This is a genomic window from Phenylobacterium zucineum HLK1 (assembly GCF_000017265.1).
In the GTDB taxonomy this organism is placed as follows: domain Bacteria; phylum Pseudomonadota; class Alphaproteobacteria; order Caulobacterales; family Caulobacteraceae; genus Phenylobacterium; species Phenylobacterium zucineum.
In genome coordinates this window covers 3,477,317-3,502,425 of record NC_011144.1, presented here as the reverse complement: position 1 = coordinate 3,502,425, position 25,109 = coordinate 3,477,317, and the positions used below count along the sequence as shown (strand labels likewise).

At 72.1% G+C, this 25,109-nt stretch carries 32 protein-coding genes; 15 read left to right on the top strand and 17 right to left on the bottom strand.

Annotation, left to right across the window (positions count from 1 at the left end):
* Entirely contained in the window at window positions 1-753 is a 753-nt protein-coding gene (locus PHZ_RS17055) for an EcsC family protein (RefSeq protein ID WP_049758311.1), read from the bottom strand.
* Window positions 754-772: 19 nt separating this feature from the next.
* The gene (locus tag PHZ_RS23250; RefSeq protein WP_183280242.1) at window positions 773-916 is read right to left on the bottom strand and encodes a hypothetical protein; all 144 of its coding nucleotides are present in this window, start codon (window positions 914-916) and stop codon (window positions 773-775) included.
* Between the two features lie 124 nt (window positions 917-1,040).
* Here PHZ_RS23250 and PHZ_RS17050 point away from each other — a divergent pair, with 124 nt between their 5' ends.
* The 5 genes from PHZ_RS17050 to PHZ_RS17030 all read left to right on the top strand — a co-directional run bounded on the left by PHZ_RS17050 (window position 1,041) and on the right by PHZ_RS17030 (window position 2,490).
* Entirely contained in the window at window positions 1,041-1,289 is a 249-nt protein-coding gene (locus PHZ_RS17050) for a hypothetical protein (protein ID WP_041373655.1), read from the top strand.
* On the top strand, window positions 1,286-1,504 hold the full coding sequence (locus PHZ_RS17045) for a hypothetical protein (protein WP_041373654.1): 219 nt from the start codon (window positions 1,286-1,288) through the stop codon (window positions 1,502-1,504). Before PHZ_RS17050 ends, PHZ_RS17045 begins: the two co-directional genes overlap by 4 nt.
* Window positions 1,505-1,571: 67 nt before the next feature.
* Window positions 1,572-1,943, top strand: a complete 372-nt coding sequence (locus PHZ_RS17040) for a hypothetical protein (protein ID WP_041373653.1) — start codon at window positions 1,572-1,574, stop codon at window positions 1,941-1,943.
* Entirely contained in the window at window positions 1,940-2,215 is a 276-nt protein-coding gene (locus PHZ_RS17035) for a DUF5985 family protein (RefSeq protein ID WP_148216901.1), read from the top strand. The genes PHZ_RS17040 and PHZ_RS17035 overlap by 4 nt, the downstream gene beginning before the upstream one ends.
* Window positions 2,212-2,490, top strand: a complete 279-nt coding sequence (locus tag PHZ_RS17030) for a DUF5985 family protein (protein WP_041373652.1) — start codon at window positions 2,212-2,214, stop codon at window positions 2,488-2,490. The genes PHZ_RS17035 and PHZ_RS17030 overlap by 4 nt, the downstream gene beginning before the upstream one ends.
* On the opposite strand, the gene PHZ_RS17025 is transcribed toward PHZ_RS17030, so the two are convergent.
* Window positions 2,487-2,963, bottom strand: a complete 477-nt coding sequence (locus PHZ_RS17025) for an SRPBCC family protein (protein WP_012523619.1) — start codon at window positions 2,961-2,963, stop codon at window positions 2,487-2,489. The two genes, PHZ_RS17030 and PHZ_RS17025, sit on opposite strands and share 4 nt — an antisense overlap.
* Before the next feature lie 91 nt (window positions 2,964-3,054).
* Between PHZ_RS17025 and PHZ_RS17020 the strand changes: the two genes are divergently transcribed.
* Window positions 3,055-3,654 (top strand): DedA family protein, encoded by a 600-nt coding sequence (locus PHZ_RS17020; RefSeq protein ID WP_012523618.1) that lies wholly within the window; start codon window positions 3,055-3,057, stop codon window positions 3,652-3,654.
* A 4-nt stretch (window positions 3,655-3,658) separates the two neighbouring features.
* Here the strand turns inward: PHZ_RS17020 and PHZ_RS17015 are convergent, their stop codons facing one another.
* The 4 genes from PHZ_RS17015 to PHZ_RS17000 all read right to left on the bottom strand — a co-directional run bounded on the left by PHZ_RS17015 (window position 3,659) and on the right by PHZ_RS17000 (window position 6,159).
* A complete protein-coding gene (locus tag PHZ_RS17015) occupies window positions 3,659-4,357 on the bottom strand; it encodes an MgtC/SapB family protein (protein WP_012523617.1) in 699 nt (232 codons plus the stop codon).
* Between the two features lie 62 nt (window positions 4,358-4,419).
* Entirely contained in the window at window positions 4,420-5,157 is a 738-nt protein-coding gene (locus PHZ_RS17010) for a DUF2243 domain-containing protein (protein WP_012523616.1), read from the bottom strand.
* Window positions 5,158-5,212: 55 nt separating this feature from the next.
* Complete coding sequence (locus PHZ_RS17005; RefSeq protein ID WP_041373651.1) at window positions 5,213-5,413, bottom strand: hypothetical protein; 201 nt, start codon at window positions 5,411-5,413, stop codon at window positions 5,213-5,215.
* On the bottom strand, window positions 5,413-6,159 hold the full coding sequence (locus tag PHZ_RS17000; RefSeq protein WP_012523615.1) for a YebC/PmpR family DNA-binding transcriptional regulator: 747 nt from the start codon (window positions 6,157-6,159) through the stop codon (window positions 5,413-5,415). The genes PHZ_RS17005 and PHZ_RS17000 overlap by 1 nt, the downstream gene beginning before the upstream one ends.
* Before the next feature lie 115 nt (window positions 6,160-6,274).
* Between PHZ_RS17000 and PHZ_RS16995 the strand changes: the two genes are divergently transcribed.
* Window positions 6,275-6,505, top strand: coding sequence for a hypothetical protein (locus tag PHZ_RS16995; protein ID WP_041373650.1), 231 nt, complete (start codon window positions 6,275-6,277; stop codon window positions 6,503-6,505).
* Here PHZ_RS16995 and PHZ_RS16990 read toward each other — a convergent pair.
* From PHZ_RS16990 to PHZ_RS16950, 9 genes are all read right to left on the bottom strand, one after another.
* Window positions 6,502-7,446 carry a hypothetical protein gene (locus PHZ_RS16990; protein ID WP_012523614.1) on the bottom strand — a complete coding sequence of 315 codons (945 nt, stop codon included), beginning with the start codon at window positions 7,444-7,446 and terminating at the stop codon, window positions 6,502-6,504. The genes PHZ_RS16995 and PHZ_RS16990 overlap by 4 nt on opposite strands.
* Before the next feature lie 37 nt (window positions 7,447-7,483).
* Window positions 7,484-8,056, bottom strand: a complete 573-nt coding sequence (locus PHZ_RS16985; protein WP_012523613.1) for a histidine phosphatase family protein — start codon at window positions 8,054-8,056, stop codon at window positions 7,484-7,486.
* Window positions 8,053-8,838 carry an SDR family NAD(P)-dependent oxidoreductase gene (locus PHZ_RS16980; protein ID WP_012523612.1) on the bottom strand — a complete coding sequence of 262 codons (786 nt, stop codon included), beginning with the start codon at window positions 8,836-8,838 and terminating at the stop codon, window positions 8,053-8,055. The genes PHZ_RS16985 and PHZ_RS16980 overlap by 4 nt, the downstream gene beginning before the upstream one ends.
* A gap of 56 nt (window positions 8,839-8,894) precedes the next feature.
* Window positions 8,895-10,055 carry a DegT/DnrJ/EryC1/StrS family aminotransferase gene (locus PHZ_RS16975; protein WP_041374359.1) on the bottom strand — a complete coding sequence of 387 codons (1,161 nt, stop codon included), beginning with the start codon at window positions 10,053-10,055 and terminating at the stop codon, window positions 8,895-8,897.
* Between the two features lie 64 nt (window positions 10,056-10,119).
* Entirely contained in the window at window positions 10,120-11,421 is a 1,302-nt protein-coding gene (locus PHZ_RS16970; protein WP_012523610.1) for a metal-dependent hydrolase family protein, read from the bottom strand.
* 77 nt (window positions 11,422-11,498) lie between these two features.
* Window positions 11,499-13,082, bottom strand: coding sequence for an AMP-binding protein (locus PHZ_RS16965; protein ID WP_148216900.1), 1,584 nt, complete (start codon window positions 13,080-13,082; stop codon window positions 11,499-11,501).
* A gap of 77 nt (window positions 13,083-13,159) precedes the next feature.
* Window positions 13,160-13,567 (bottom strand): DUF2177 family protein, encoded by a 408-nt coding sequence (locus PHZ_RS16960; RefSeq protein WP_012523608.1) that lies wholly within the window; start codon window positions 13,565-13,567, stop codon window positions 13,160-13,162.
* Entirely contained in the window at window positions 13,567-14,589 is a 1,023-nt protein-coding gene (locus PHZ_RS16955; protein ID WP_012523607.1) for an SAM-dependent methyltransferase, read from the bottom strand. The genes PHZ_RS16960 and PHZ_RS16955 overlap by 1 nt, the downstream gene beginning before the upstream one ends.
* On the bottom strand, window positions 14,586-15,416 hold the full coding sequence (locus PHZ_RS16950; protein WP_236611849.1) for a DUF1295 domain-containing protein: 831 nt from the start codon (window positions 15,414-15,416) through the stop codon (window positions 14,586-14,588). The genes PHZ_RS16955 and PHZ_RS16950 overlap by 4 nt, the downstream gene beginning before the upstream one ends.
* Before the next feature lie 70 nt (window positions 15,417-15,486).
* On the opposite strand from PHZ_RS16950, the gene PHZ_RS16945 reads away from it, so the two are divergent.
* Together PHZ_RS16945 and PHZ_RS16940 are read left to right on the top strand one after the other, a co-directional pair.
* The gene (locus PHZ_RS16945) at window positions 15,487-16,842 is read left to right on the top strand and encodes an NAD(P)/FAD-dependent oxidoreductase (RefSeq protein ID WP_012523605.1); all 1,356 of its coding nucleotides are present in this window, start codon (window positions 15,487-15,489) and stop codon (window positions 16,840-16,842) included.
* On the top strand, window positions 16,839-17,615 hold the full coding sequence (locus tag PHZ_RS16940) for a DUF1365 domain-containing protein (protein WP_012523604.1): 777 nt from the start codon (window positions 16,839-16,841) through the stop codon (window positions 17,613-17,615). The genes PHZ_RS16945 and PHZ_RS16940 overlap by 4 nt, the downstream gene beginning before the upstream one ends.
* Here PHZ_RS16940 and PHZ_RS21880 read toward each other — a convergent pair.
* Entirely contained in the window at window positions 17,612-18,370 is a 759-nt protein-coding gene (locus PHZ_RS21880) for a class I SAM-dependent methyltransferase (protein WP_236611917.1), read from the bottom strand. The genes PHZ_RS16940 and PHZ_RS21880 overlap by 4 nt on opposite strands.
* Window positions 18,371-18,505: 135 nt before the next feature.
* On the opposite strand from PHZ_RS21880, the gene PHZ_RS16930 reads away from it, so the two are divergent.
* From PHZ_RS16930 to PHZ_RS16905, 6 genes are all read left to right on the top strand, one after another.
* Window positions 18,506-19,237 carry a LemA family protein gene (locus tag PHZ_RS16930; RefSeq protein ID WP_049758308.1) on the top strand — a complete coding sequence of 244 codons (732 nt, stop codon included), beginning with the start codon at window positions 18,506-18,508 and terminating at the stop codon, window positions 19,235-19,237.
* Entirely contained in the window at window positions 19,234-20,040 is an 807-nt protein-coding gene (locus PHZ_RS16925) for a TPM domain-containing protein (protein ID WP_012523602.1), read from the top strand. Before PHZ_RS16930 ends, PHZ_RS16925 begins: the two co-directional genes overlap by 4 nt.
* 1 nt (window position 20,041) lies before the next feature.
* Entirely contained in the window at window positions 20,042-20,749 is a 708-nt protein-coding gene (locus PHZ_RS16920; RefSeq protein WP_012523601.1) for a TPM domain-containing protein, read from the top strand.
* A gap of 140 nt (window positions 20,750-20,889) precedes the next feature.
* Complete coding sequence (locus PHZ_RS16915) at window positions 20,890-22,275, top strand: sensor histidine kinase (protein WP_012523600.1); 1,386 nt, start codon at window positions 20,890-20,892, stop codon at window positions 22,273-22,275.
* Between the two features lie 92 nt (window positions 22,276-22,367).
* Window positions 22,368-22,835: a (2Fe-2S)-binding protein gene (locus PHZ_RS16910; protein WP_012523599.1), complete on the top strand. Its 468-nt coding sequence runs from the start codon at window positions 22,368-22,370 to the stop codon at window positions 22,833-22,835.
* Between the two features lie 4 nt (window positions 22,836-22,839).
* Complete coding sequence (locus PHZ_RS16905; protein ID WP_012523598.1) at window positions 22,840-25,059, top strand: xanthine dehydrogenase family protein molybdopterin-binding subunit; 2,220 nt, start codon at window positions 22,840-22,842, stop codon at window positions 25,057-25,059.
* Window positions 25,060-25,109: the final 50 nt, after the last annotated feature.

Genomic DNA, 25,109 nt, shown 5'->3' with positions numbered 1-25,109 from the left:
TCAATCCTGACGGGCGAGCCATCGCATGCGATAGCCGTTCATGGCCGTCTCGCCCAGCCGGTCCAGCAGCCGCCAGTTGACCACCGCGCCGACGGGCGCGCCGATCACCGGCACGAGCTGGGCCAGCTTCGCCAGGTCGATGTAGTCCCGGTATTCCTGCTGGAAGCTGCGCCAGTCGAAATGCTGGAAGTCGGCGGGATGCTCGCGGCCGTCCCAATCCTCGAGGCCCTGGAACACGCGGCCCCGGTGTTCGGCGCTGGAGAAGGCCAGCTGGAAGAGGTGCAGGATGTAGAGCCGTTCGGCGAACGCCTCGCCGTCGCGGCCGTAGACGCCGGCCAGGTCGAACAGCAGCCGGATCTTGATCATGAGCAGCGCCGGGAAGTCGGCGACCGCCAGCCAGAAGCCGCCGGCGCCCGCCACCCCGCCCTCGACCGCGGCGATCCGGCGGTAGTCGTGGATGGTCTTCAGCGCGCGCCGGTCCCGCTCGGCGAGGCCGGCGTCCCGCAGCGGCGGGCCCGACGCCAGGTCCGAGCCCACGAGGATGGTGCGGGTCAGCTGACGCATCACCTCGGTCACCGCGGCGTGCGCCTTCTCGGGGATCGCGCGGTTGATGCGCTGCTGCAGGCCGCGGGCGCCGCGGGCGAACGGCCCGGCCGGCTTCAGCACCCCGGCGCGCCAGCGCGCGACCTCCTCGGCCGCCCAGGCCTCGTAGGCGGCGGGCGGGGCGTCGAACGGCGGGGTGGCGGCGGGCATGGCCGCCTGAAGATAGGGCCTAGGTCAGCGCCTGCACCAGCCAGGCGATCAGGGCGGTGACCACGCTGCCGGTCAGGGCGCCGCGCACGAAGGCGCCGTTGCGGTCCCACCAGATCCGCCGCGCGCGGATCCGTTGGGCGCGGTCGAGCTTGCGTCTCTGCATCTTCTTGTTGGCCCCTCCCCGGGCCGCGCCTTTTAACCCGCCATGGGCGGCGTATGGAACCTTGACCGTCGGTCGGGGTTTACGCGTTCACGGGAAGGCTCTCGGAGCCAGGGAGACAGACTTCATGCGCACGGCGCTCATCGTCGCCGCCATGGCCGCCGCCGGCGGCCTTGCAGCCTGCGACCGCTCGCCGCAGAATGCCGACGGTACGACCCAGAGCGGCGACATGGGCGTCGCGGGGGCGACCCCCGACGGCGCGGTGGCCGACACCGGCAACGACAACGCCGGCGCCGATATCGGCGGGGCCGGTCAGCTGGCCGAGCCGGGCGGCGCAGTCGATGCGGGCGGGGCGACCTCGCCCAAGAGCGAATGAGCGTCAGGCTGATGCTCGCGGCGGGCCTCGCGCTCAGCGTCGGGGCCTGCGCAACCCAGGACGGCGGACAGGCCAAGGCCGAGGTGGACGCCGTCGTGATAGACGAGAAGGCGCGGCAGGCCGCCCAGGCGGTGGCCGCGCAGGAGGCCGACAGCAAGGCGGCGATGCAGGCCGCCGACGACGCTTCGACGCGCGAGCCGGCGACGCCGCGCTGAGGCGAAGGGGAACATATCCGGCAGGCCGGGACTTTCGGTCCGCACCTGCCGGAGGGGGATAAGGGCGTTGTCCGACGAACAGGAATTTGCAGCTTTCGTCCGCGAGCATATCCGCTCGGTCTGGGCGGTCGAGCTGCTGCTGCTTCTGAAGCGGGATCCCGAGTTCTGCTGGCCCGCGCCCGAGCTCGTGCGCGAACTGCGCGCGTCCACCACCCTCGTGAACGACAACCTCCAGCGCTTCGAGCGCAGCGGCCTGGCCATCCGCGACGACGCGGACTGCTGGCGCTATGCGCCGGCCAATCCGCTGCTGGCCAAGCTCGCGGAGCAGCTCGAGCAGGCCTACCGGGAGCGGCCGGTCTCGATCATCAACCTCATCGCGGCGCCGCCTGACCCCGTGCAGGGCCTCGCCGACGCCTTCAAGTTCCGGGGGGACAAGTGACGAGCGAGATGGGACCTGCCCTGGTCTATACGCTCTGCCTTCTGGCGAGCGTCCTTTGCGCGGCCCTGCTGTTGCGGTCCTGGCGGCAGAGCCGGTCGCGCCTCCTGCTGTGGACCGCCACCGCCTTCGTGTTCCTGGCGATCAACAACCTGTTCCTGGTCGCCGACATGGTGGTCTTTCCGAACGTCTTCCTCTGGCCCTGGCGCCAGGCGGCGTCGCTCGTGGCGGTGGGCGTGCTCGTCTACGGCTTCATCTGGGAGGCCGAGCAATGAGGGTCGATCCCGTCATCCTCGCCTTCTTCGGCGGCGCGCTGACGCTCGGCTACCTGATGGCCGCCGCCTTCTTCCTGAAATTCTGGCGGCGGACGCGCGACGCCCTGTTCCTGAGCTTCGCCGCCGCCTTCGCCCTGCTGGCGATGAACCAGGCCGCGCCGGTGATCTTCAACATCCCGCGCGAGGACCAGGCGCCCGTCTATCTGCTGCGTCTCGCCGGCTTCGCCCTGATCATCTGGGCCATCCTGCGCAAGAACCTGCAGCGCGGACGCTAGGGGGCCTCGGCGATCTGCACCATGGTCTTCAGCACGCCGGCGAACATCCGGGTGCGGCCGGCCTTGTTGGCGTCCCGCTGCTCGGCCGGGATCGAGGCCTGGTCGTAGAACAGAGTGTAGACGATCTTCGAGGTCTTCGGGTCCACCGGCCGGACCTCGACCGTGCCGTGGTAGAGGATCTTCGGATCGATGTCGGCGTAAGTGTAGGAGAGCGGCGTGCGCGCCACGATCACCTCCTCGACCCGCCCGGCGATCTTGCGCAGCGCGCCGACCTCGCCATCGGCGCCCTGGGTGATCTCGCAGGTGGTCTTCAGCCAAGCGCCGATGTCGCAGTAGCCGCCCACCTTCTTCCAGACCGCGTCGGCGGGCGCGTTCACCGGCGCCTCCTGCACGATGGAGACATAGTCGCCGGCCGCCGCCGGCCCCGCCAGCGCAGCCGCCGCAACCGCGGCCGGGATCAGGCGCTTGATCATGGTGTCGTTCCCCCCAACGTCTTCGTTGCGGACACTGTGGGGCATGGCCGGGGCGCCGCCAAGCGCGACGCAGCGTCAAGCGTGAGGATGGATGTTCGACTGGATCCTGGGCGTGATCGTCGCCGGCGGCCTGATCGGCGTGGCTTTCCTGATGCTGGCGGAGAACGTGGCGCCGCCGATCCCCTCGGAGGTCATCATGCCGCTGGCGGGGTTCGCCGCGGCCCAGGGGATGCTGAGCTTCCCGGGCGTGGTCGTCGCCGGCACCGCGGGCGCCCTGGCCGGGGCCTGGCTCTGGTACGAGGTGGGCCGGCGCGTGAAGGACGAGCGGCTGCGCCGGTTCGTCGAGCGGCACGGCCGCTGGCTGACCCTCGATCTCGACGATCTGGAGCGTTCGCAGCGGTTCTTCCGCGAGCGCGGCGGCTGGGCGGTGTTCCTGGGGCGGCTGCTGCCGGGCGTGCGCACCTTCGTCTCGGTGCCGGCCGGACTGATGCGGATGCCGCAGCTGGCCTTCCTCGCCTGGAGCCTCCTCGGTACGGCGCTATGGACCTTCCTGCTGGCCGCGGCGGGTTATCTGCTCCAGAGCCAGCACCATCGCGTGGAGGCCTGGCTGGACCCGATCGCCTACGCCGTGACGGCGCTGGTCGTGGCCCTCTACGCCTGGCGGGTGATCCGCTTCCGGGCCCGCGGTTGAGGCGTCAGTCGTTGCGGGGCGAGATCTCGAAGCGGGTGATCCGCGGATCGTCGCACAGGCGCTCGGCCAGCGCCCGGGTCTGCACGGTGCTGGGGCCGCGCAGCGTGGCGCCCAGCTCGATGGCCTCGCCGCTGCTGATCAGCCGGTGGCGTACGGACCGCGGCTTCAGCTTCAGCTCCCGCATCAGCTCGTGGAACGCGTCCTCGGGAAAGGCGCCGTCGCGCCTGTAGCGCACCGAGACGTCGATGATGTTGCTGGCCGGCATGTGCTCGTCGATCCACCGGAAGGCCACCAGCACCACCAGCGTCGCCACCGTGCCGATCAGCGCCAGGCCGAAGAAGGAGACGCCGTAGAGCGTACCGAGCGCCGAGGTGACCCACAGCGAGGCGGCCGTCGTCAGCCCGTGCACCGACAGGCCCTGGCGGAAGATCACCCCGCCGCAGAGGAAGCCGATGCCCGTCAGGATGCCGTGCGCCATCCGCACCGGATCGATGCGGATCACCTCGGACGAGGTGTCGCCCATCCATTCGGTCTGGTGCACCGCCGCCAGCATCAGCAGGGCGGAGGCCAGGCAGACGAGGGTGTGGGTGCGCAGTCCCGCCGGGTGGCCGCGCGCTTCGCGTTCGACGCCGATCAGGATTCCGGCGAAGCCGGCGCCCAGCAGCGGCAGCGCGTAGTCGCCGAGCTGCGATACGAAATCCATGCCTCAAGTCACTCCGCTCGCGGAGGATGATAGCGCAAAGCGCCGCCGTGGGTTGCGTTGTGTCAGGCGGTTCGCGTGTAGGCGAAGCAGCCCGCCGGCAGGCCCGAGCCGGCGACGATCATCGCGCCGCGGGCGTAGAGCGACAGGGCGGCGGCGGGCCCGTCCAGTTCGACGACCGCCAGCCGGCCGCCGGCGTCCATCCAGGCGAGCCGCCCCCCGGCCTGGGCGATCGCCAGCGCCGCCTCGGACCCGTCCACGCCGGGGGCGAAGGCGACGGTGGACAGGCCGCCCGGCGGCGGCTTCAGCGCCTGGGCGCCCGCGCCGAGCACGAGGCCGGCCGCAAGGCCCGCGGCGATGATCGAGCCGCCCCCGCCGCGCCGTCCGCGCCGCAGGGCCCAGCCGAGGGCGAGCGGCGCCAGGCCGAAGGCGGCGAACCAGATGAGGTCCCACAGCAGCGGGTCGGCGCTGTCCATGCGGATGCGGTGGATGCCCAGCACCCAGTGCGAGAGCACGCTGTCCAGCACATGCCAGGCGCCGAAGCCGAGCAGCATGTCGGAGACCAGCCGCCATCCGGCCCGGCCGGGGCCGCGTCTGTGCTCGCGCCACAGGAGCCACAGGCCCGCGGCGGCGATCACGTACATCAGGGCGTGGAACCAGCCGTCGGCGGCGACCTGGAAGGTCACGTCGGCGGGCCCGACCGCGCTCAGCAGATGATGCCACTGCAGGATCTGGTGCAGCAGGATCCCATCGAAGAACCCGCCGAGCGCGAAGCCCAGCAGGAGGCCTGGCGCGCTGCGCATCTGCGTCCCTCCGGTTGCCGGACGAGGGAACGCGGCGCCGGGGCGGAGGCTCCGGCTAGCGGACCAGCAGCGGCCCGAGCCAGAGGGCGGCCAGGACCGCCAGCACGATCGCCAGGATCAGGCGCGCGCGCGGGTTGGCCCCCAGCAGCCGCTGCGACGGCGGGCGGGGCGGCGGACGGCGCGCGGCCTGCTCGCGCGCCTTGCGGTAGCGCCGCAGGTCGGTGATCCGGGGATCGTCCGGCGGGCGCCTGGCCATCAGCTCGCCAGCTTTTCCAGCTCCTCGGCCGAGATGTCGGCGTTGGAGTAGACGTTCTGGACGTCGTCCTCGTCCTCGAGCGCCTCGATCAGCTTCATCAGCGTGGCGGCGGCGTCGCCCGACACCGGCGTCATGGCCTTGGGGCGCCAGGCGATCCGGGTCGCCTTGGCCGCGCCCAGCGCCGCCTCCAGCGCCTGGGCCACCTCGTTGAGGGCGTCGTAGGCCGTCCAGATGGTGTGGCCGTCCTCGTCCGATTCCACGTCGTCGGCGCCGGCCTCGATGGCGGCCTCCATCACCTTGTCCTCGGACCCGGCCTCGGGGCCGTAGACGATCTGGCCGACCCGATCCCACATGAAGGCGACCGAATTGGTCTCGCCCAGGTTGCCGCCGTTCTTGGTGAAGATGGACCGCACATTGGCCGCCGCGCGGTTGCGGTTGTCGGTCAGGGCCTCGACGATCACCCCGACGCCGCCCGGGCCGAAGCCCTCGTAGCGGATCTCCTCGTAGGTCTCGGCGTCGCCGCCCTGCGCCTTCTTGATCGCCCGGTCGATATTGTCCTTGGGCATGGACTCGGCCTTGGCGTTCTGCACCGCCAGGCGCAGGCGCGGGTTCATGGCGGGATCGGGCATGCCCGTCTTCGCCGCCACGGTGATCTCGCGCGAGAGCTTGGAGAACAGCTTCGATCGGGCCGCATCGGCGCGGCCCTTGCGGTGCATGATGTTCTTGAACTTTGAGTGTCCGGCCATTCGTCCGTCGGCTGGCTAGAGGGGAAGTTGGCCGCGCTTCTACCCCGAAGCGCGGGGCGCGCGGAACCCCCGACCGGCGCGCGGGTTAGCGGGGAAGCCCAGCCGGAGCACAGCCATGAGCCTGCCGACCGACGACATCCTCCCCGAAGAGCCGACCGGCGAAGTGGTCCACTGGATGGAGCCACGGCCGATGCAGGTCGGCCCCGCCGGGATTTCCGCCGCCGCGGCGACCGCCTTCTTGGTAGGCGTGGCCGCCACGGTGGGGGCCTTCCTCCTGTGGCGCTACATGGCGCCCCGCCGCGAGGGCCTGCCGCCCTGGCGTTGGGGCCGCGGCCCCCTCCACTAGGCCCCCGCCATCGCCCGCCCGCAGGCGGCGGTCTCCTCGGGCGTCATGCCGCCCTTCAGCTCGATCTTGCGCACCTCGCGGTCCTCGTCGCCGTAGGGCCAGTAGCGGATCGTGCGCTTGCGGCCGCGCGCGTCCGCGACCCGGGCGACCACCTCGCGGCTGGTGTCGCCGGGCGTGACGCTGAGGCTCTCCAGCCGCATGCCGTTGCGCAGGCCGCTCATCCAGGCGGGACCGCCCCGGACGACGCCCCGGACCGTGCGGGCGCCCTGCGATCCCTGGTGGTCGAAGCCGGCGTCGAATCCGTGGGTCAGGGTGGTGGTGGCCGCCACGCAGCCGCCGAACAGGCGCTCGGGCAGGCTCACCCGTTCGCGGCCCGTGACATAGCGGGCGATGTCGCCGCGCAGGTTGAGCTGGGCTCCGCCCCAGGCGGCGTTCAGGATCCGGTCGGTGAAGCCGGTGGTCTCGTCGGGGACCTGCGCCCGTCGCGCGTGCGCCGCGGCCATCACGTCGTCCAGGTCGTGGCCTGCGCCCTTCTGGCGGATCTCCTCGTCCCACTTCAGCGCCAGCAGCATGGCGCGCGCCGCGTTCGGAGCGGCTGGGGCCGCGTCGTGGGCCTTCAGGGCCGCGTCGAACTCGCGGACCGCATCCTCCGGGGCGACCAGGCCGGCGCGCAGGCGAGCCCGGACCGCCAGGAAGTCGCCCAGGCCCTCGGCGATCCAGCCGGACTGCGGCTCGGGCTTCGAGGGAGCCGCCGCCAGGCTCCAGACCCAGCCGCGCATCCGCTCGCTCGCCACCTTCGCCCGCTCGTCCGGGGCGGCTTCCTTCGCCGCCGGCAGGATGACGGCGAGGTACGGGTCCTGGGGCGCGGGCGGCGCGACCGTTGCGGGCGAGGTGGCGCAGCCGGCGGTCAGCAGGGCGATGGCGAGGAACGAACGACGCATCCGCGCACCTTAGCCCGGCTCGGGGCGGAATTGAGTCTCAGTCGATCGGCTCGCAGTCGAACCGGTCCACCTGTCCGCCGGCCAGCCGGTAGACTGCGTCCTGCGGCACGTCCTGGGCCAGGGTTTCGGCGCGCGGGAGGCCGGCGTAGGCGCCGCGCAGCAGCCGGCCGGTGACGCCGTGACTGACCACCACCATCCGCCGCCGGGGCTCGGGCGGCAGGTCGGCCAGGAAGCTCTCCACCCGGGCCATGACCTCCTCGAAGGTCTCGCCGCCCGGCGCGCCGAAGAACCACTCGGGCCCGCCCGCGCCGACCTCCGAACGGAGCTTACCCTCCCAATCGCCGCAGCAGATCTCGGCAAGCCGCTCGTCGGTGTCTATGCGAAGGCCCGCCCGCGCAGCCACCGCCTGCGCCGTAGCCTGGGCGCGCAGGAGCGGGCTCGCCGCCAAGCGCCAGTCCGCCGGCGGCTCCATTCGGATCAGGTCGGCCACGAGACGCCCCATGGCCGCCGCCTGCCGTTCGCCCCGGGGCGTCAGCGCGGACTCCCGCCGTCCCTGGATCCGCCGCTCGACGTTCCAGTGGGTCTCCCCGTGACGGAGCAGCAGGATCACTTCTTGCGGCGCACGACCGGGTGGGAGGAGGACAGGCCGCCGTCCACGGCGATGGTCTGGCCGTTGACGTAGGAGGCGTCGTCCGAGGCCAGGAACAGGCCGGCGCGGGCGATCTCCTCGGGCGCGCCGTAGCGGGTCAGCGGATTGAGCTGGCCGATCTTGTCCTCGTTGCCGCGGGCCCGCGCGCCGTCGAAGATGGGCTTGGTCATGCCGGTCTCGATCAGGCCCGGCGCGATGGCGTTCACCCGCACGCCCGTTCCGTAGAGCTCGTTGCAGGCGGTCTGCACCAGGCTGATGACGCCCGCCTTCGAGGCCGAGTAGGCCGCCCCGCCCGCGCCCGAACGGATGCCCGCCACCGAGGCGGTGCAGATGATCGAGCCGCGGCCGTTCGGGATCATCGCGGCGGAAGCGTGCTTCACGCCCAGGAACGCGCCGATCAGGTTCACCCGCAGGATCTCGGCCCAGTAGTCCGGCGCCTGCTCGTGCAGCGGGGCGAAGCCGCCCGAGATCCCGGCGTTGGCCCAGAACACGTCCAGGCCGCCGAACTCGGACTGCGCCCGGTCCACAAGGCCCTGCACGAAGCCCTCGTCGCCCGCATCCCCGACGAGGGCCGCGACGCGGCCGCCGGCCTGGGTGATCGCATCGGCCGTTTCGGCCACGGCGTCCGCGCGGTCGGCGATGACCACGCTGGCGCCCTCGGCGGCGAAGAGCCTGGCCGCGGCGCGGCCGATGCCGCTGGCGGCGCCGGTGATGACGGCCGTGCGGCCTTGCAGGCGGGCCATGGTTCCTCCTTCAAACGCTTGTTTGAGCGAGGGATGGCACGGACGCCTGCCGCGGTCTAGCCGTTCCCCCGCACGTGCGCCCGGATCGCCTCGATGATCCGGTCCTGGATGTCGGGCTCCAGGTAGGCGTGCATCGGCAGGCTGATCACCCGCCCGGCCTTCTCCTCGGTGACTGGCAGGCCGCCGGGCTGCGGATAGCCGGCGTAGGGCGGCTGCCGGTGCAGGGGCATGGGATAGTAGACGGCGGTGGGGATCCCCTGCTCGCGCAGGGCGGCGGCGAGGCCGTCGCGGTCGTCGGTCTCGACGGTGTACTGGGCCCAGACGCTGACGCCGCCGTCGATCACCTTCGGCGTGGTCACCACGCCCGCCAGGCCCTCGGCGTAGCGGGCGGCCACCCGGTTCCGCGCCTCGATCTCGTCGGCGAAGATGGTCAGCTTCTGTAGCAGGACGGCCGCCTGGACGGTGTCCATCCGGCTGTTCGTCCCCACCCGCATGTTCAGGTACTTGGGATCGTGGTCGAAGGTGCGGCCCTCGAGGTCGGACTTCACCGCCTGGCCGTGAACGCGCAGGGACACGAGCAGGTCGTGGAGGCGCGCGTCCTTCGACAGCACCGCGCCGCCGTCGCCGTAGCAGCCTAGAGGCTTGGCCGGGAAGAACGAGGTGGTGGTCGCGTCGGCCCAGTGGATCGGGTGATGGCCGTTCAGGGTGCAGCCGAAGCCCTGGGCGCTGTCCGCGATGAGCTTCAGGCCGTGCCGCTGGGCGATCTCGAACAGGGCCGGATAGTCCGCCGGCTGGCCGAACAGGTCGACGGCGATGATCGCCTTGGGCGTCAGCGCGCCCTTGGCCTTCACGGCCTCGATGGCGGCTTCCAGCTTCCCGGGGTCGAGATTGTAGGTGTCGGGCAGGACGTCCACGAACACCGGCGAGGCGCCCACCAGCGGCGCGGCCTCGGCCGTGGCGGCGAAGGTGAACGAGGGGCAGAAGACCGCATCCCCGGGCCCGATCCCCCAGGCCATCAGCGGCAGGACGAGGGCGTCGGTGCCCGAGGCGCAGGACAGGGCGTGAGGCGCCTGGCCGAAGGCGGCGAGCTCGGCTTCCAACTGGGCGATCTCGGGGCCCATGATGTAGGCGCCCGAGCGGACCACCTTGAGGATGGCGTCTTCCAGCGGCTGGCCCAGGCGCGCGCGCTGAGCCTGCAGGTCGATGAACGGGATCATGGCCGGGCACATGCCATGCGTCGGCAGGCCCGGCCAAACAAGCTTGGTGACGGTGTGTTGCGGGCTACTCCTTGTGGATCTGGCCGCCCTTCATCACGAAGGAGACGGACTTCAGCGCCGAAACGTCCGCCAGCGGGTCGCCCTTCACCGCGATGATGTCGGCGGTCTTGCCGGGCGTCAGGGCGCCGATCTCGTCCTGCAGGCCGAAGTGCGTCGCCGCGTTCACCGTGGCCGCCTGGATGGCCTCCATCGGCGTCAGGCCCGCCTGCACCAGCAGCGCGAACTCGCCGGCGTTGTCCCCGTGCGCCGAGACGCCGGTGTCGGTGCCGAAGGCGATCTTCACGCCGGCCTTGTGGGCCCGGCGGGTCATGTCCAGCATCAGCGGACCGGCCTGCAGCGCCTTGGCGGTCTGGGCCGGGGTGAAGAAGTTGTTCGGCCCCTTGGCGATGCCGACCACGAAGTCGCCGGCCATCAGGGTGGGCACCAGATAGGCGCCGTTCTTCTTCATCAGGGCGATGCCGTCGGCGTCCAGCCAGGTGCCGTGCTCGATGGAATCACCGCCGGCCGCGAGGAAGCTCTTGATGCCGTCGCCGCCGTGGGCGTGGGCGGTCACCTTGCGGCCCATGCGATGGGCGGTGTCGACGATCGCCTCCAGCTCCGGGTTGGAGAACTGCTGGCCCAGGCCCGCGGCGGTGTTCGACAGCACTCCGCCCGTGGCCGTGATCTTGATGATGTCGGCGCCCTTCCAGACCTGCTCGCGCACCGCGCGGCGGCAGTCGTCGGGGCCCGAGCAGACCGAACCGGGACGCAGGACGTGCATCACGTCCTCGCGGTAGCCGTTCACGTCGCCGTGGCCGCCGTGCACCGAGATGGCCGAGCCCGAGGCGATGATCCGCGGGCCGGCCACGTCGCCCTGGGCGATGGCCTTGCGCAGGGCGAAGATCGCCTCGTTGTCCGCGCCGAGGTCGGCGACGGTGGTGAAGCCCGCCAGCAGCGTCTTCTTCGCGTAGCGCGCGCCGACCATCGCCTGCTCGGCCGAGGATTGAGTCACTTCGTCCAGGCGCGCGGTCGGGCCCTGCTGGCCGGTGATGTGGACGTGGCTGTCGATGAAGCCCGGCAGGACGAAGCTGTCCTTCAGGTCCACGACCTTGCCGCCAGGCTCGGCGACGTAGCCGTCGAGCACCCGCACGACCTTGCCGTTCTGGACGACGAGGGTCTTGGCCGTCTCGACCTTGCCGCCTGCAGGGTCGAGCAGCACGCGGCCCGCCTGGACGAAGGTGGCGGGCGTTTGCTGCGCCAGGACGGCTTGCGGCGCGGACGAGGCGAGCAGGGCGGCGGCCAGCGCGCCCAGGACGAAGTGCTTCACGTGGAAAATCCCCCAGGAACCGAGGGCGCGATCTAACCGCCGAAAACCGCCAAGGCCAAGCCCGGACGCCGCCCGGCTCAGATCTGCCGCGCGCGGCCTTCCCAGTAGGGCGCGCGCACCTTGCCCCGCTGGATCTTGCCGGCCTCGGACCGCGGCAGCTCGGTCACGAAGTCCAGGCTGCGGGGAACCTTGAAGCTCGGTAGGCTGTCACGGGCGAAGGCCAGGATCTCCTGCGCCAGCAGGTCCGACGGCGCGTAGCCGGGCCTCAGCAGGATCACCGCCTTGACCTGCTCGCCCCACTCGTCGTGCGGCACGCCGACCGTCGCGCTGTCGGCCACGGCGGCGTGCTGGATCAGCACGTTGTCGATCTCCTGCGGGTAGATGTTCACCCCGCCCGAGATGACGGTCTCCGCGCTGCGGCCGGTGAGGAACAGGTAGCCGTCCTCGTCGAAGTAGCCCATGTCGCCCATGGTGAAGTAGTCGCCCACCCGGCTGGCCTGGGTCTTCTTCTCGTCCTTGTAGTAGGTGAACGCCCCGCCCGGCGGCAGCTGGTGGTAGATGGTCCCGGCGACGTTCGGCGGGCATTCGTTCCCGGCCTCGTCCAGGATCTTCGAGCCCAGCAGGGCGGGGCGCTTGCCGACCGACCCCGGCTTCCTCAGCCATTCGTGGCTGTCGATCATGAACCCCGCGCCGCCTTCGGAGCCCGCGTAGTACTCGGTCAGCACCGGGCCGAACCAGGCGATCATGGCGTGCTTCACCTCGGGCGGGCAGGGCGCCGCGCCGTGGATGATGAACTTCACCGACGAGGTGTCGTAGCGGGCTTTCACCGCCTCCGGCAGGGCGAGCAGCCGCTGGAACATGATCGGCACCAGGTGCATGTGCGTGACCCGCCGCTCGGCGATGGTCGCCAGCGTCCGCTCCGAGTCCCATTTGTCCAGGAACACGAGGGTCGCGCCGGCCCCCATGGCGGCGCGCACGTCGAAGGCCAGCGGCGCGGCATGGTAGGCCGGCCCGGCGCAGAGCTGCACCGAATGCTCGTCATAGCCGCGCTGGGCGTAGACCGCCTGGGGCGCGATCACCGGGTTCTCGCGGAACACGCCCTTGGGCCGTCCGGTGGTGCCCGAGGTGTAGAGCATCTGGTTGCCGAGGACGGGGTCGGCGATATCGGCGGGGGCGATGCCGGCCAGCGCCTCGTCATAGTCGAGAAAGCCCTCGATATCGCCGCCGATCGCGACCTTGAGGACCAGGCCGGGCGCGAGTTCCGCGGCCGGTCCCGACGCGGCGATCCGCGCCTCGGCGAACACCGCCCTGGCCTCGCAGTCGTTCAGGATGTAGCCGATCTCGTCGGCGGTGAGGTGCCAGTTCACCGGCGTGATGCGGAAGCCGCCGCGCAGGGTGGCCGCCAGCACCTCGACGAACTCGGCGCGGTTGGACGAGACCAGCGCCACGGCGTCGCCCGGCTTGAGCCCTGCCGCCCGGAGCAGCCGCACGATCCGGTTCGCGGCGGCGTTGACCTCGGCGAAGGTCCGCGTGCGGCCGTCGGGGTCGATGACGCACGGCTTGTCCGGCTGGACCTGCGCCCAGACCGCCAGGGTCGTCCCGGCGAGCGCCGCCGCCTCCAGTCGCGCCGCCAGGCCGGCGCGTTCCTTCACCGCCTCCATCCTCGTCCTCCCCGCGGGATCGCGCCCCGCTTGTGCTTATGCGGGGACTATGCGGGGCCGGAGGCTGGGCGGTCTACTCAGAACATCCGGTACGCCCAGCGCCAGGCCAGCCACCCCGCCGCCGCGCCGGAGGCGGTCAGGAAGGCGCCCCAGCCGATGTCGATCAGGGTGATGCGGGTGGACCAGACCTTCAGCGTCGCCTGGTTCGTCAGGTCATAGGTGGCGTAGGCCAGGGCGCCCAGCATCGCGCCGGTGACGGCGGTCTTCACCAGCCCCGCGTCGCGGTTCGGCCAGACGGCGAGCAGCACCACGCCCAGCACATAAACGAGGTAGAAGGCGAGGGCGGCGGTCATGTTCGGCTTGTCGGCCAGCACTGGATCCAGCGTCGGCCGGTAGAGGCGGGGCCCGACCTGGGTCAGCCACAGGGCGTCCAGCACGGCCAGCGCGGCGCCGGCGCCCAGGTAGGCGGCGAGGAACGGCAGCATCAGGCGGCCCTCAGGCGGTAGTGGCTGACGCCCCACTCGGCGCCGCCCCGGTGGCCGAACAGGCCGGCCGTGGCCAGGAAGAACAGCCGCCAGCGCCGCCGCCACAGCGCCGCGTCGTCGCCGTAGACGTCCTCGAGGATCGGCCGGATGCGGTCCTGGTTGCGGTCGTAGAGCGAGAGCCAGTCCAGCGCCGTCCTCTCGTAGTGGATCCCGCTCCAGCGCCAGTCGGCCTCGACGGCGAACAGGTCAGGGAACTGCCGGATCAGCCCGTGGCTGGGCATCACCCCGCCGGTGAAGAAGTGGCGCGCGATCCAGTCGGCCTCGTCTTCCACATCGAAGCGGTAGGGCGTCGTGCGGTGCGTGAAGACGTGCAGGAACAGCCGGCCGGACGGCTTCAGCCACCCCCGGATGCGGCCGAGCAGGGCGCGCCAGTTGGCCATGTGCTCGAACATCTCCACCGAGACCACGCGGTCGAACCGGCGGTCGGGCTCGAAGTGGTTCATGTCGGCGGTGACGACGACGAGGTTCGTCAGGCCCTGCGCCCTCGCCCGCGCGCGGATGAACTCGCCCTGGGAGGCCGAGTTGGAGACGGCGGTGATGCGGGCGTTCGGATAGGCGCTGGCCATCCAAAGCGTCAGCGAGCCCCAGCCGCAGCCCAGCTCCAGGATCTCCTGGCCGTCCTCCAGGGCCGCGTGCTCGGCGGTCTCGGCCAGCGCGCGCTCCTCGGCCTGGGTCAGGGTCGCGCCCGGCAGGTACAGGGCGCAGGAGTACTTCAGCCGCGGGCCCAGGCAGGCCTGGAAGAAGCCCGCCGGAAGTTCGTAGTGCTGGGCGTTGGCGGCCTGCGCGTGCTCGGCGATGGGGCGGTGCGACATCTCGGCGGCGAAGCGGGCCTCGGCGCCCGGTCCGGCGGCCTGCAACTGCCGGCGGGCGTTGGCCACCAGGAGGGCGATCGCCGCCTTGCGCATGGCGTCGGGCAGCGGCGCGCCCTCGAAGGTCTGCACGGTCGTGGAGATCAGGCTCATCTGAACCTCTTGAAGGGATTGGGGAGGAAGGCGGGGACGCGGGCCTGGTAGGCGCGGTAGGCCTCGCCGCGGGAGCGCAGCATGGCCTCCTCCAGCGGGGGGACGCCCGAGACGCGGGTGAGCAGCAGGTACATCACGGCGGGCGCCACGAGGGTCAGCCAGGAGACCGGGCGCGCGGCGTCGAAGGCCATCACGGGATAGGCCCACCAGGCCAGCCATTCGAAGACGTAGTTGGGGTGCCGCGACCAGGCCCAGAGGCCGCGGTCCATCACCTGGCCCTTGTTCCGGCGGTCCGCCCGGAAGCGGCGCATCTGGCCATCGGCGAGCGCCTCGCCGGCGAGGGCGGCCGCGAAGACCAGCACCGCGGCGGCGTCGCGCAGGTCGAGGGGGCCCGGACGGTGGGCGGCCGCCACGACGCTCAGCGCGAGCAGCGCGCTCGCCGGCGCCTGGGGCAGGGCGACCCCCAGCATCTTCCAGGGGTAGCCGCGGCCCCACGTCTCCCGGAAGCGGGCGTAGCGGGGATCTTCCGGACCGTGCGCCACCCGCGGGGCGAGGTGGCTCCCCAGCCTCAGCGCCCACAGCGCGACCATGGCGGCGACCAGCCACTGGCGCGCCTCGGGCCCGCCCGCGGAAAGCGGCCAGAGCGCTGCGCCCGCCAGCGCTCCGCCCGAGCCGAAGGTCCAGAAGACGTCCGTCCAGCCGCCGTTGCGCGCCTTCAGCCCATAGGCCCAGGCCGCCGTCATCACGACGCTCATCAGGATCAGCACGGCAAGGGCGAGGATCAGGGTCACGCCCTCCATACGGCCGCGCCGTTCGGCCGGACGCATCCGCCGTGAGCTGCGCCCCGTAGCTAGGCCGCGGACGCCGCCGGGGCGTCGGATTTCGGAGCTGGCGAAGGTGAACCAAGGGCTGGGCGAACGTCGAAGGATCGCCGTGGTGGGCGCAGGGATCGCGGGTCTGTCCGCCGCCTGGCTGCTGTCGCGGCGCCATGAGGTGGTGCTCTACGAGGCCGATCCGCGCCTGGGCGGACACGCCCACACGGTCGAGGTTCCCGGCCGCCGCGGTTCCGTGCCGGTGGACACCGGCTTCATCGTCTTCAACGAGGCGAACTATCCGAACTTCACCGCGCTGCTGGCCCACCTGGGCGTTCCGAGCCGCCACGCCGACATGGCCCTGTCGGTCTCGCTCGACGACGGGGCGTTCGAATACTCCAGCTACGGGGCGCTCGGGATCTTCGCCCAGAAGCGCAACCTGTTCTCGGCCCGGTTCTGGGCCATGCTGCGCGACGTCACCCGCTTCTACCGGCAGGGGCCGAAGGACCTGGCGGCGCTGGAGAAGCCGCTGACCTCCCTCGAGGCCTACCTCGAGGAGAAGGGCTACTGCCAGGCCTTCCGCGAGGACCACCTGCTGCCCCAGGCGGCCGCCATCTGGTCGACGCCGCTGAAGGAGATCGGACAGTACCCCGCCGCGGCGCTGATCCGCTTCTTCCTGAACCACGGCATGATGAGCATCTTCGGCCGCGCCGCCTGGCGGACAGTGGCGGGCGGCAGCCGGACCTATGTGGAGAAGCTCGCCGCCGAGTTTGCGGGCGAGGTCCGCGGCGGCGCCCGGGTCGCCGGGGTCCGGCGCGACCCGAACGGCGCCTGGGTCCGCGACGCGCACGGCCGCGCCGAGCGCTTCGACGAGGTGGTGATCGCCGCCCACGCCGACGCCGCGCTCACCCTGCTGGAGGACCCGACGCCCGAGGAGGCGCGCGTGCTCGGCGCCTTCCGCTACAGCCGCAACCTGGCCGTCCTGCACACCGACAAGACGCTGATGCCGAGGCGCCGCCGGGCCTGGGTGAGCTGGAACCACATCGGCCGCCGCGACGCGCCGGGCGAGGGCTGCGTCACCTACTGGATGAACCGCCTCCAGGGGTTGAAGGACGTGGACGACGTCTTCGTCACGCTGAATCCGACGAAGCCGGTGGACCCCGCCGCCATCCTCAGGACCGAGGTCTACGACCACCCGCTGTTCGACGCCGCCGCCATCGCCGCGCAGGACGAGCTGTGGGGCCTGCAGGGCGCGCGGCGGACCTGGTTCTGCGGCTCGTACTTCGGCCACGGCTTCCACGAGGACGCCCTGCAGGCCGGCCTGGCGGTCGCCGAGCAGCTGGGCGGCGTCCGCCGGCCCTGGACGGTCGAGGGCGAGTCCGGCCGCATCCGCATCGCTGCCGACCGTCCAGCGCCGGCGCGGATCGAGGCCGCCGCGTGATCTCGGGCCTCTACCCCGGGCTCGTCGTCCACGCTCGGACACGTCCGCGGCGCCACCGGCTGCGCTACCGCGTCTTCATGCTGCTGATCGACCTGGACGAGGTCGAGGCGCTGGACCGGCGGCTGAAGCTGTTCTCGGCGGGCAGGCGCAACCTGATCGGCTTCGATCCCCGCCGGCACGGCGACGGCTCGGACCGGCCGCTCAAGACCCAGGTCGCCGAGGCGCTGGCGGGCGCCGGCCTGCCGGCCGGCGGCCCGGTGCGGATGCTGACGCTGCCCACCGTGCTCGGCCAGGGCTTCAACCCGCTGACCGTCTACTTCTGCCACAGGCCCGACGGGGCGCTCGGCGCCATCCTCTACGAGGTGACCAACACCTTCGGAGAGCGGCACAGCTACCTGATCCCCGCGGGCGAGGCGGGACGGCTGGTGCGCCAGGGCTGCGGCAAGGGCTTCTATGTCTCGCCGTTCATGGACATGGACCTCGCCTACGCCTTCCGCGTGCGGCCGCCGAGCGAGGAGGTGGTCGTATCGGTCGACGCCCGGGACGAGCGCGGCCTCGTTCTGGCGGCCAGTTTCGCCGGCCGCCGCGTGGAGCTGTCGGACTGGGCGCTGCTGCGGGCCTGGGCGAGCCACCCCTGGATGAGCCTGGGCGTACTGGCGGCCATCCACTGGGAGGCCCTGAAGATCTGGCTGAAGGGCGAGCGGCTGCGCCCGCGCCCGCCGCCGCCAGCCCGGCCGATCACGGTCGTCCCTGAGGCGAAGCTCGCGGCCTAGGCCTTGCGGAACACCCAGACGTCGCCCGCCCCGCCCAGCGGCTGCGGCGGGCGATCGAGGACCAGGCCGGCGGCCGCGGCGAACGGCTCGGGATCGGCCATCCAGTAGCTGAGCCGCTCGGGCGAGCGCTCGACGATGCGGCCCGCGGCGTCTGCCAGCGCGTACTCGATCACCTGGTCCAGCCGTCCCGGCGGCGCGCGGAACGACCGCTCCTTGACGAACAGCAGCAGGCGGCGGCCGTCGCCCAGCGCCTGGTCCATCACCGGCACGGCCGCGTTGACCGGCCCCAGGCCCCGCATCACCTCCAAACGCGGCAGGTGGAAGGCGGCGAGGCCGCCGGGCGGGAGGTGGCGCGCGGCGACAGCGAAGGCGTTCTTCCAGGCGGCGCCCGCCGGCACGTGCGCCAGGGTGAAGAACGGGCAGATCACCGCGTCGAAGGTTCGCTTCAGGTCGAGCGCGGTCATGTCGCCGCGCTTCAGCTCGATCCGCCCGGCGACCTCCGGCGGCAGGGCCGCGCGGCGCGCCTCGGCCCGGGCGAGCATGGCGGGCGCGATGTCGACGCCGGTCACCCGCAGGCCCCGCTCGGCCAGCGCCTGGGCCACCCGGCCCGAGCCGGTCCCCAGCTCCAGCACCGCGCCGCCGGCCGGCGGCAGGCCGGCGTAGAGTTCGACGTCCCCCGCGAGGGTGGCGTCCGCGGCGGTGACCACGTCGTAGAACGCCGCGCTCAGCCCGCCGTCGGCGTAGTAGGGCCTCACCTTGGCCAAATCGGAACCTCCCCGCCCTCCGCGGCGCTTGCGGGAGCCTGTGTGGCGCGTCACGTTGCACGGGATCAAGGACGTGGCCACATATCGCACGGCCCAGCTTCGTGCTGGCCTCACATGGGGAGCTCGATGAACACCCTCTTCCGCCGCCTCTCGCGCCTTGCGCTGATCGTCGCCGCTCCGGTCTTCCTGGCCTCGTGCGGCATCAACGCCATCCCGACCAAGGAGGAGACGGCCCGCGCCCGCTGGGGCGACGTGCAGAGCCAGTACCAGCGCCGGGCCGACCTGATCCCGAACCTGGTGGAGACCGTCCGGGGCTACGCCGCCCAGGAGCGCGCCGTGCTGACCGAGGTGACCCAGGCCCGGGCCTCGGCGACCCAGGTGCAGGTGGACGCCTCCACCATCACCGATCCGGCCAAGTTCCAGCAGTACCAGGCCGCCCAGGACCGCCTGACCGGCGTGCTCGGCCGGCTGATGATGATCCAGGAGCGGTATCCGGACCTGAAGTCGAACCAGAATTTCCTGGCGCTGCAGAGCCAGCTCGAGGGCACCGAGAACCGCATCGCGGTGGCCCGGCGCGACTACAACGAGGCCGTCCGCGACTACAACACCTCGCTGCGGACCTTCCCGACGGTGATCTGGGCCAAGACCATCCACTCGGGCTCGCAGCCGATGCAGCTCTTCCAGGCCTCGGCTGCGGCGCAGTCGGCCCCGACGGTGGACTTCGGCGGCGTCGGGGCGCCGCCTCCCGGAGCGGCGCCGGGCTCGGCTCCGCCCGCCCCCGCCCCCGCCCCCGCCCCCGCCCCCGCCCCCGCCCCCGCCCCCGCTCCGGCGCCGGCTCCGGTTCCGGCGCCGCAATGACCCTGATGCAGGGAGCGCGGGGCCTCGTCCTCGCGCTCCTGGTCTTGCTCGTTCCGGCGGGCGCGCTGGCCCAGCCGAAGTTCCCGGCCCTCACCGGGCGGGTCGTGGACAACGCCAACCTGCTGTCGCCGCAGGTCGAGCAGCAGCTCACCGAAGAGCTTGCCGGCCTGGAGACCCAGACCGGGCGGCAGGTGGTGGTCGCCACGGTGCCCGACCTGCAGGGCTACGAGATCGAGGAATACGGCTACCAGCTCGGCCGGACGTGGGCGATCGGGCGCAAGGGCGAGGACGACGGCGTCATCCTGCTGGTCGCGCCCAGCGAACGGAAGGTGCGCATCGAGGTGGGCTACGGCCTCGAAGGCGTGCTGACCGACGCGCTGTCCAGCGTCATCCTGCAAAGCGCCGTCCTGCCCGAGTTCCGCGAGGGAAATTACGAACAGGGGATCGTCAACGGGACGAACGAGATCGTCCGCCAGCTGGCCCTGCCCGACGCCGAGGCCCGCGCCAACGTCGCCCGCGCCGAGCAGGCGCGCGAGGCCCGCTCCAGCGACGGCGGTTCGATCATCCCGGTCATCTTCGTGATGCTCGTGATCTTCTGGATCCTCGGCGGGATCCTGCGCGGCTTCGGCGGCGGGCGGGGACGCCGGCGCGGCGGAAGCGCCTGGTGGCTCCTGCCCCTCATCCTCTCCAGCGGCGGCGGACGCCACCGCGGCGGCGGCTGGGGCGGCGGAGGCGGCTTCGGCGGCGGGTTCGGCGGAGGCGGCGGCTCGTTCGGCGGCGGCGGATCCTCGGGGAGCTGGTGAGATGGAAAAGCCCTTGCTGAGCCCGTCCGACGTTGCCGCCATCCAGGCGGCGGTGCGCGAGGCCGAGACCCGCACCACGGGCGAGATCTACTGCGTTGTGGCCGAGGAGAGCGCCGACTACCGCGAGACGCCGCTGGCCTGGGCCGCGGGCGTGGCCCTGCTGGGGCCGGCGCTGCTGCTGCTGGGCGGAATCCACGTCGAGGCGCCCGACCTGCTCGGCGGCTGGACGGCGGCGCAGGTGGCCGACGCCGCCGAGGCCGCGGCCCGGCGCGCCCTGATCGGCGCCGTCATGCTGCAAGGGGCGCTGTTCGCCGTCACCCTGGCGCTGGCGTCCATCCCTCCCGTGCGCCGGGCGCTGACGCCCAAGGCGCTGAAGCGGGAGCAGGTGCGCCGCAAGGCCCACGAACAGTTCGTGGCCAAGAACCTCGCGGCGACCCGCGAGCGGACCGGCGTGCTGATCTATGTCTCCTTCGCCGAGCACATGGCCGAGCTGATCGCCGACGAGGGCATCGCCAGCCAGGTCGAGCCGGATGCGTGGGACCGCGCCATGGCCGCCCTGACCGCCGGGCTGAAGCGGGGCGAGCCCGCCGCGGGCTTCGCCGCCGCCATCGGCCTGTGCGCGGATGTCCTGGCCGCCCGCTTCCCGCCGCGCCCCGGCGACAACCCCAACGAGCTGCCGGACGCGGTGATTCTCCTTTCGCGCGAGTAGGCGACTGAAAACGCGGTGGAATGTGTCCTGTGCGGCGAATCGCCTGTGCGGGGCGCCGATGTAACATTGGAGGTTGCCGCCCACTTCCCGGCGTCCCAATGTGCCCGTCTTGGTCCGGCAGCGGAGCCGTTGGGGGCGCGATGGACGAGGACAGGCCAGCGGCGGGCGGCGACAATCCCTCCTTCGTCGAGCTGGCCGACGCCCTGCACCTCGGCATGGCCTACCAGGTCCTCTCGTCCGCCGACGGACGGTCCCGCCGCTTCACCCACGTGGGCTCGCTCTGCCGCGAGATGACCGGCCTCTCTCCCGAGGAGGTGATGGACGATCCGGGCCGGATCTACGACCAGATCCTGCCCGAGCACCGGGCCGCGTTCGACCGGGCCGAAGCCGGGGCGATCGCCACGCTCTCGGGGTTCGAGGTCGAGGTGCGGATGCGCGGGCCGGACGGGGCCACGCGATGGCGGCGCATCGCCTCGCGCCCCCGCCCGCAGCCGGACGGGGCGGTGATCTGGGACGGGCTCATGACGGACGTCACCGAGGCGCGCCATGCGACCGAGGCGTTGCGCGAACAGCGGCGACGCCTGGAGGTCGCGGTCGAGGCGACCGGCCTCGGCTTCTGGGAATGGGATGTGCGCAACGACCGCATCACCTGGTCCGAGCGCAACCGCGAGCTGTTCGGGGCCGGCGAGAAGGGCGTCTTCGACATCGCCCGCTACGCCGAGCTGGTCCATCCGGACGACCGGGACGCGATCCGCGACGTCTACCAGCGGACCCTGGAGGCGCCCGGCGACGGCGACTTCGTCGTCGAGCATCGCACCGCGCTGCAGCCCGGCGGCCGCGAGCGCTGGCTGCAGACCCGCGGCCGGCTGGTGAAGGACGCCGAGGGCGTGCACCTGGTGGTCGGCACCACCCTCGACATCAGCGAGCGCAAGGCGGTGGAGGACGCGCGCACCCTGCTGCTGGGCGAGCTGGCGCATCGGGCCAAGAACGGCATCCAGGTCATGATGGCCATCGTGGCCCAGACGGCCCGCAGCGTCTCCACGGTCCATGAATTCGAGACGGTGCTGAACGCGCGCCTGCGGGCGATGGCCGAGAGCCACGACCTGGTGACCGCCTCGGGCGGGCGGCCCGTCGCCCTCGCCGACGTGGTGGCGAAGACCCTGACGCCGTTCGATACGGCGAGGTTCGAGGTGGACGACCTGGGCGGGACCACCATCGCCGGCGACGTCGCCGTGGCGCTGGCGCTTCTGCTGCACGAGCTGGCCACCAACGCGGTGAAGTACGGCGCCCTGTCGGCCCCCGCCGGGTGCGTGAAGATCCGGAAGACCCCCGCGGCCGAGGGCGAGGCCGCGCTGGCCTGGACCGAGGAGGGCGGACCCATCGTCGCGACGGTGGGACGCAAGGGGTTCGGCTCGCGCCTCCTGGAGGTGTCGCTGCGCCAGCAGGGCGGGCGGGTGGAGTCCCGGTTCGAGCCCGGCGGCTTCCAGGCGGCCATCCATTTCCCCGTCGCCGCCGCCTGGGACTGAGATGACCGATCGGTAATGTGCGCCGGCTGCGCCTTGCGGCCCGAGGGCGCGCGGCCTTACGATCACCCGCGAAAATGCGGGAGGCGCTTGGGATGGCTTTCACCCTCAATGTCAACGGGAAGGCCCTGTCGGCCGACGTGGACCCGGACACCCCGCTGCTGTGGGTGCTCCGCGACAGCCTGGGCATCGTGGGCCCCAAGTTCGGCTGCGGCGTCGGCGCGTGCGGCGCCTGCACGGTGCACGTGGACGGCCAGCCGATGCGCTCGTGCCAGATCCCGGTCGAGAGCCTGGGCGCGGCCAAGGTGACCACCATCGAGGGGATCGGCGCCTCCGCCGTCGGCAAGAAGGTCCAGACCGCCTGGAGCGAGTTGGACGTCGCCCAGTGCGGCTACTGCCAGCCCGGCCAGATCATGTCGGCCACGGCCCTGCTGTCGCGGAACCCGAAGCCCACCGACGCGGACATCGACGCGGCGATGGCCGGGAACATCTGCCGCTGCGCCACCTACACCCGCATCCGCGCGGCCATCAAACAGGCCTCGGGCCAGAAGACGGAGGCGTAAGGCCATGAACGCCCCCCTCAACCCCCGCCAGTTCGCCGCCAGCCGGCGGCAGGTGCTCAAAACCGCGAGCGCCGGCGGCCTCGTCCTGTCGTTCTCGATCGCGGCCAAGGCCGGCGCCCAGGACGGCGCGGCCCAGCCGATCAACGCCTACGTCCGGGTGGCTCCGGACGGGATCGTCACCATCGTCAACAAGAACCCCGAGATCGGGCAGGGCATCAAGACGATGCTGCCGATGCTGATCGCCGAGGAGCTGGACGTTCCCTGGGAGAAGGTCCGCATCGAGCAGGCGGACAACGATCCCAAGGCCTATGGCCGCCAGTTCGCCGGCGGGTCGATGGCCACGCCGCTGCATTGGGAAGAGCTGCGCCGCGTCGGCGCCGTGGCCCGCGCGATCCTCGTCGAGGCCGCCGCCCAGGCCTGGAACTGCCCGGCGGGCGAGTGCGTCACGACCGCCGGCGCCGTTGTCCACAAGGCCTCCGGCCGCAAGGCGACCTACGGCTCGCTGGCCGGCCGCTGCGCCGGCATCCCCGCGCCCGATCCCAAGAGCCTGCCGCTCAAGGATCCCAAGGATTACAGGATCATCGGCCGGGCGATCCCGCAGTACGACACCCCGAAGATCGTCACCGGCCAGCCGCTGTTCGGCATCGACGTGACGCGGCCGGGGATGCTGTTCGCCGCCTACGAGAAGGCGCCCGTCTTCGGCGCCGGCGTGGAAAGCGCCGACCTCGCCGCCGCCCAGTCGGTGAAGGGCGTGCGCAAGGCGTTCGTGGTGAAGGGCGATAGCGCGGCCCTGCACCCCGCCGCCGGCCAGATCGGCGCGGGCCTGCTGCCGGGCGTGGCGGTCGTCGCCGACACCTGGTGGGCGGCCAAGAAGGGCCGCGACCGGCTGAACGTGAAGTGGGCCGACCATCCGACGCAGGCCCAGTCCAGCGAGGGGTTCGCCGCCAAGGCCAAGGAGCTCGCCGCCGGCAAGCCCCAGCGCACGCCGCGCAACGACGGCGACGTGGATGCGGCCCTCAAAACCGCCGCCAAGACCGTCGAGGCGGCCTACGCCTATCCCTTCCTGGCGCACGTCGCCATGGAGCCGATGAACTGCACGGCCGAGTGGAAGGACGGCAAGCTCGAGCTCTGGGCGCCGACCCAGAACCCCGAGCCCGGCCGCCAGCTCTGCGCCAGGACCCTGGGGATCAAGCCCGAGGACATCACCATCCACATGGTCCGCTGCGGCGGCGGCTTCGGCCGCCGGCTCGCCAACGACTACATGGTCGAGGCGGCCTGGATCGCGCGCGAGGCCGGCGCGCCGGTGAAGCTGGTCTGGACGCGCGAGGACGACGTCCAGCACGACATCTACCGCCCGGCGGGTTTCCATTTCCTGCGCGGCGGCGTGGATGCGCAAGGGAACGTCGTGGCCTTCCACGACCACTTCGTCTCGTTCGGCGAGGGGCAGGGCTTCGCGCCCAGCGCCGGCATGAGCCCGGCCGAGTTCCCGGCCAGGTTCGTCCCGAACTGCCGCTTCGACGTCAGCGTCATGCCGCTGGGCGTGCCCACCGGGCCGCTGCGGGCCCCCGGCTCGAACGCGCTGGCCTTCGTCATGCAGTCGTTCATCGACGAACTGGCCCATGCGGCGGGCGAGGACCCGCTCGCCTTCCAGCTCCGCCTGCTGGGCGACAAGCCCGTGGTCGGCGAGCCGCCGGCCGCCTACGCCGCCGGCCGCATGGCCGGGGTGCTGAAGGCCGTGGCCGAGATGTCCGGCTGGGCGAACCGCGGCAAGCTGCCGAAGGGCGAGGGCATGGGGGTCGGCTGCTATTACAGCCACCTCGGCTATTTCGCCCAGGTGGCGCACGTGGCCGTCTCGCCGGCGGGCGAGGTGAAGGTGAAGAAGGTCTGGGTGGCCGGTGACGTGGGCCGCCAGATCATCAACCCGCACGGGGCGTTGAACCAGGTGCAGGGCTCGGTGCTGGACGGCCTGTCCGAGGCGCTGCACCAGCAGATCACCATCAAGGACGGCCGCACCCAGCAGAGCAACTTCCACGACTACCGGCTGATGCGGATCAACGAGGCGCCGCCGATCGAGGTGAAGTTCGTCAAGACCGACAACCCGCCGACGGGCCTCGGCGAGCCGGCCCTGCCGCCGGCGATCCCGGCGCTGACCAACGCCATCTTCGCGGCCACGGGCAAGCGCGTCCGCAGCCTGCCGATCACGCCGGAGATGCTGAAGGCCTAGGGCGCGCCTCCTCTCCCTCTCGGGCTTCGCCCGGAGGAAAGGAGAGCGTG

Bases quoted from the DNA above. Each gene is read 5' to 3' on its own strand.
- PHZ_RS17055 (WP_049758311.1), bottom strand. From the start codon at position 753: ATGCCCGCCGCCACCCCGCCGTTCGACGCCCCGCCCGCCGCCTACGAG.
- PHZ_RS23250 (WP_183280242.1), bottom strand. From the start codon at position 916: ATGCAGAGACGCAAGCTCGACCGCGCCCAACGGATCCGCGCGCGGCGG.
- PHZ_RS17050 (WP_041373655.1), top strand. From the start codon at position 1,041: ATGCGCACGGCGCTCATCGTCGCCGCCATGGCCGCCGCCGGCGGCCTT.
- PHZ_RS17045 (WP_041373654.1), top strand. From the start codon at position 1,286: ATGAGCGTCAGGCTGATGCTCGCGGCGGGCCTCGCGCTCAGCGTCGGG.
- PHZ_RS17030 (WP_041373652.1), top strand. From the start codon at position 2,212: ATGAGGGTCGATCCCGTCATCCTCGCCTTCTTCGGCGGCGCGCTGACG.
- PHZ_RS17025 (WP_012523619.1), bottom strand. From the start codon at position 2,963: ATGATCAAGCGCCTGATCCCGGCCGCGGTTGCGGCGGCTGCGCTGGCG.
- PHZ_RS17020 (WP_012523618.1), top strand. From the start codon at position 3,055: ATGTTCGACTGGATCCTGGGCGTGATCGTCGCCGGCGGCCTGATCGGC.
- PHZ_RS17015 (WP_012523617.1), bottom strand. From the start codon at position 4,357: ATGGATTTCGTATCGCAGCTCGGCGACTACGCGCTGCCGCTGCTGGGC.
- PHZ_RS17010 (WP_012523616.1), bottom strand. From the start codon at position 5,157: ATGCGCAGCGCGCCAGGCCTCCTGCTGGGCTTCGCGCTCGGCGGGTTC.
- PHZ_RS17005 (WP_041373651.1), bottom strand. From the start codon at position 5,413: ATGGCCAGGCGCCCGCCGGACGATCCCCGGATCACCGACCTGCGGCGC.
- PHZ_RS17000 (WP_012523615.1), bottom strand. From the start codon at position 6,159: ATGGCCGGACACTCAAAGTTCAAGAACATCATGCACCGCAAGGGCCGC.
- PHZ_RS16995 (WP_041373650.1), top strand. From the start codon at position 6,275: ATGAGCCTGCCGACCGACGACATCCTCCCCGAAGAGCCGACCGGCGAA.
- PHZ_RS16990 (WP_012523614.1), bottom strand. From the start codon at position 7,446: ATGCGTCGTTCGTTCCTCGCCATCGCCCTGCTGACCGCCGGCTGCGCC.
- PHZ_RS16980 (WP_012523612.1), bottom strand. From the start codon at position 8,838: ATGGCCCGCCTGCAAGGCCGCACGGCCGTCATCACCGGCGCCGCCAGC.
- PHZ_RS16975 (WP_041374359.1), bottom strand. From the start codon at position 10,055: ATGATCCCGTTCATCGACCTGCAGGCTCAGCGCGCGCGCCTGGGCCAG.
- PHZ_RS16965 (WP_148216900.1), bottom strand. From the start codon at position 13,082: ATGGAGGCGGTGAAGGAACGCGCCGGCCTGGCGGCGCGACTGGAGGCG.
- PHZ_RS16960 (WP_012523608.1), bottom strand. From the start codon at position 13,567: ATGCTGCCGTTCCTCGCCGCCTACCTGGGCGCCGGCGCCGCGCTGGCC.
- PHZ_RS16955 (WP_012523607.1), bottom strand. From the start codon at position 14,589: ATGAGCCTGATCTCCACGACCGTGCAGACCTTCGAGGGCGCGCCGCTG.
- PHZ_RS16950 (WP_236611849.1), bottom strand. From the start codon at position 15,416: ATGCGTCCGGCCGAACGGCGCGGCCGTATGGAGGGCGTGACCCTGATC.
- PHZ_RS16930 (WP_049758308.1), top strand. From the start codon at position 18,506: ATGAACACCCTCTTCCGCCGCCTCTCGCGCCTTGCGCTGATCGTCGCC.
- PHZ_RS16925 (WP_012523602.1), top strand. From the start codon at position 19,234: ATGACCCTGATGCAGGGAGCGCGGGGCCTCGTCCTCGCGCTCCTGGTC.
- PHZ_RS16920 (WP_012523601.1), top strand. From the start codon at position 20,042: ATGGAAAAGCCCTTGCTGAGCCCGTCCGACGTTGCCGCCATCCAGGCG.
- PHZ_RS16915 (WP_012523600.1), top strand. From the start codon at position 20,890: ATGGACGAGGACAGGCCAGCGGCGGGCGGCGACAATCCCTCCTTCGTC.
- PHZ_RS16910 (WP_012523599.1), top strand. From the start codon at position 22,368: ATGGCTTTCACCCTCAATGTCAACGGGAAGGCCCTGTCGGCCGACGTG.
- PHZ_RS16905 (WP_012523598.1), top strand. From the start codon at position 22,840: ATGAACGCCCCCCTCAACCCCCGCCAGTTCGCCGCCAGCCGGCGGCAG.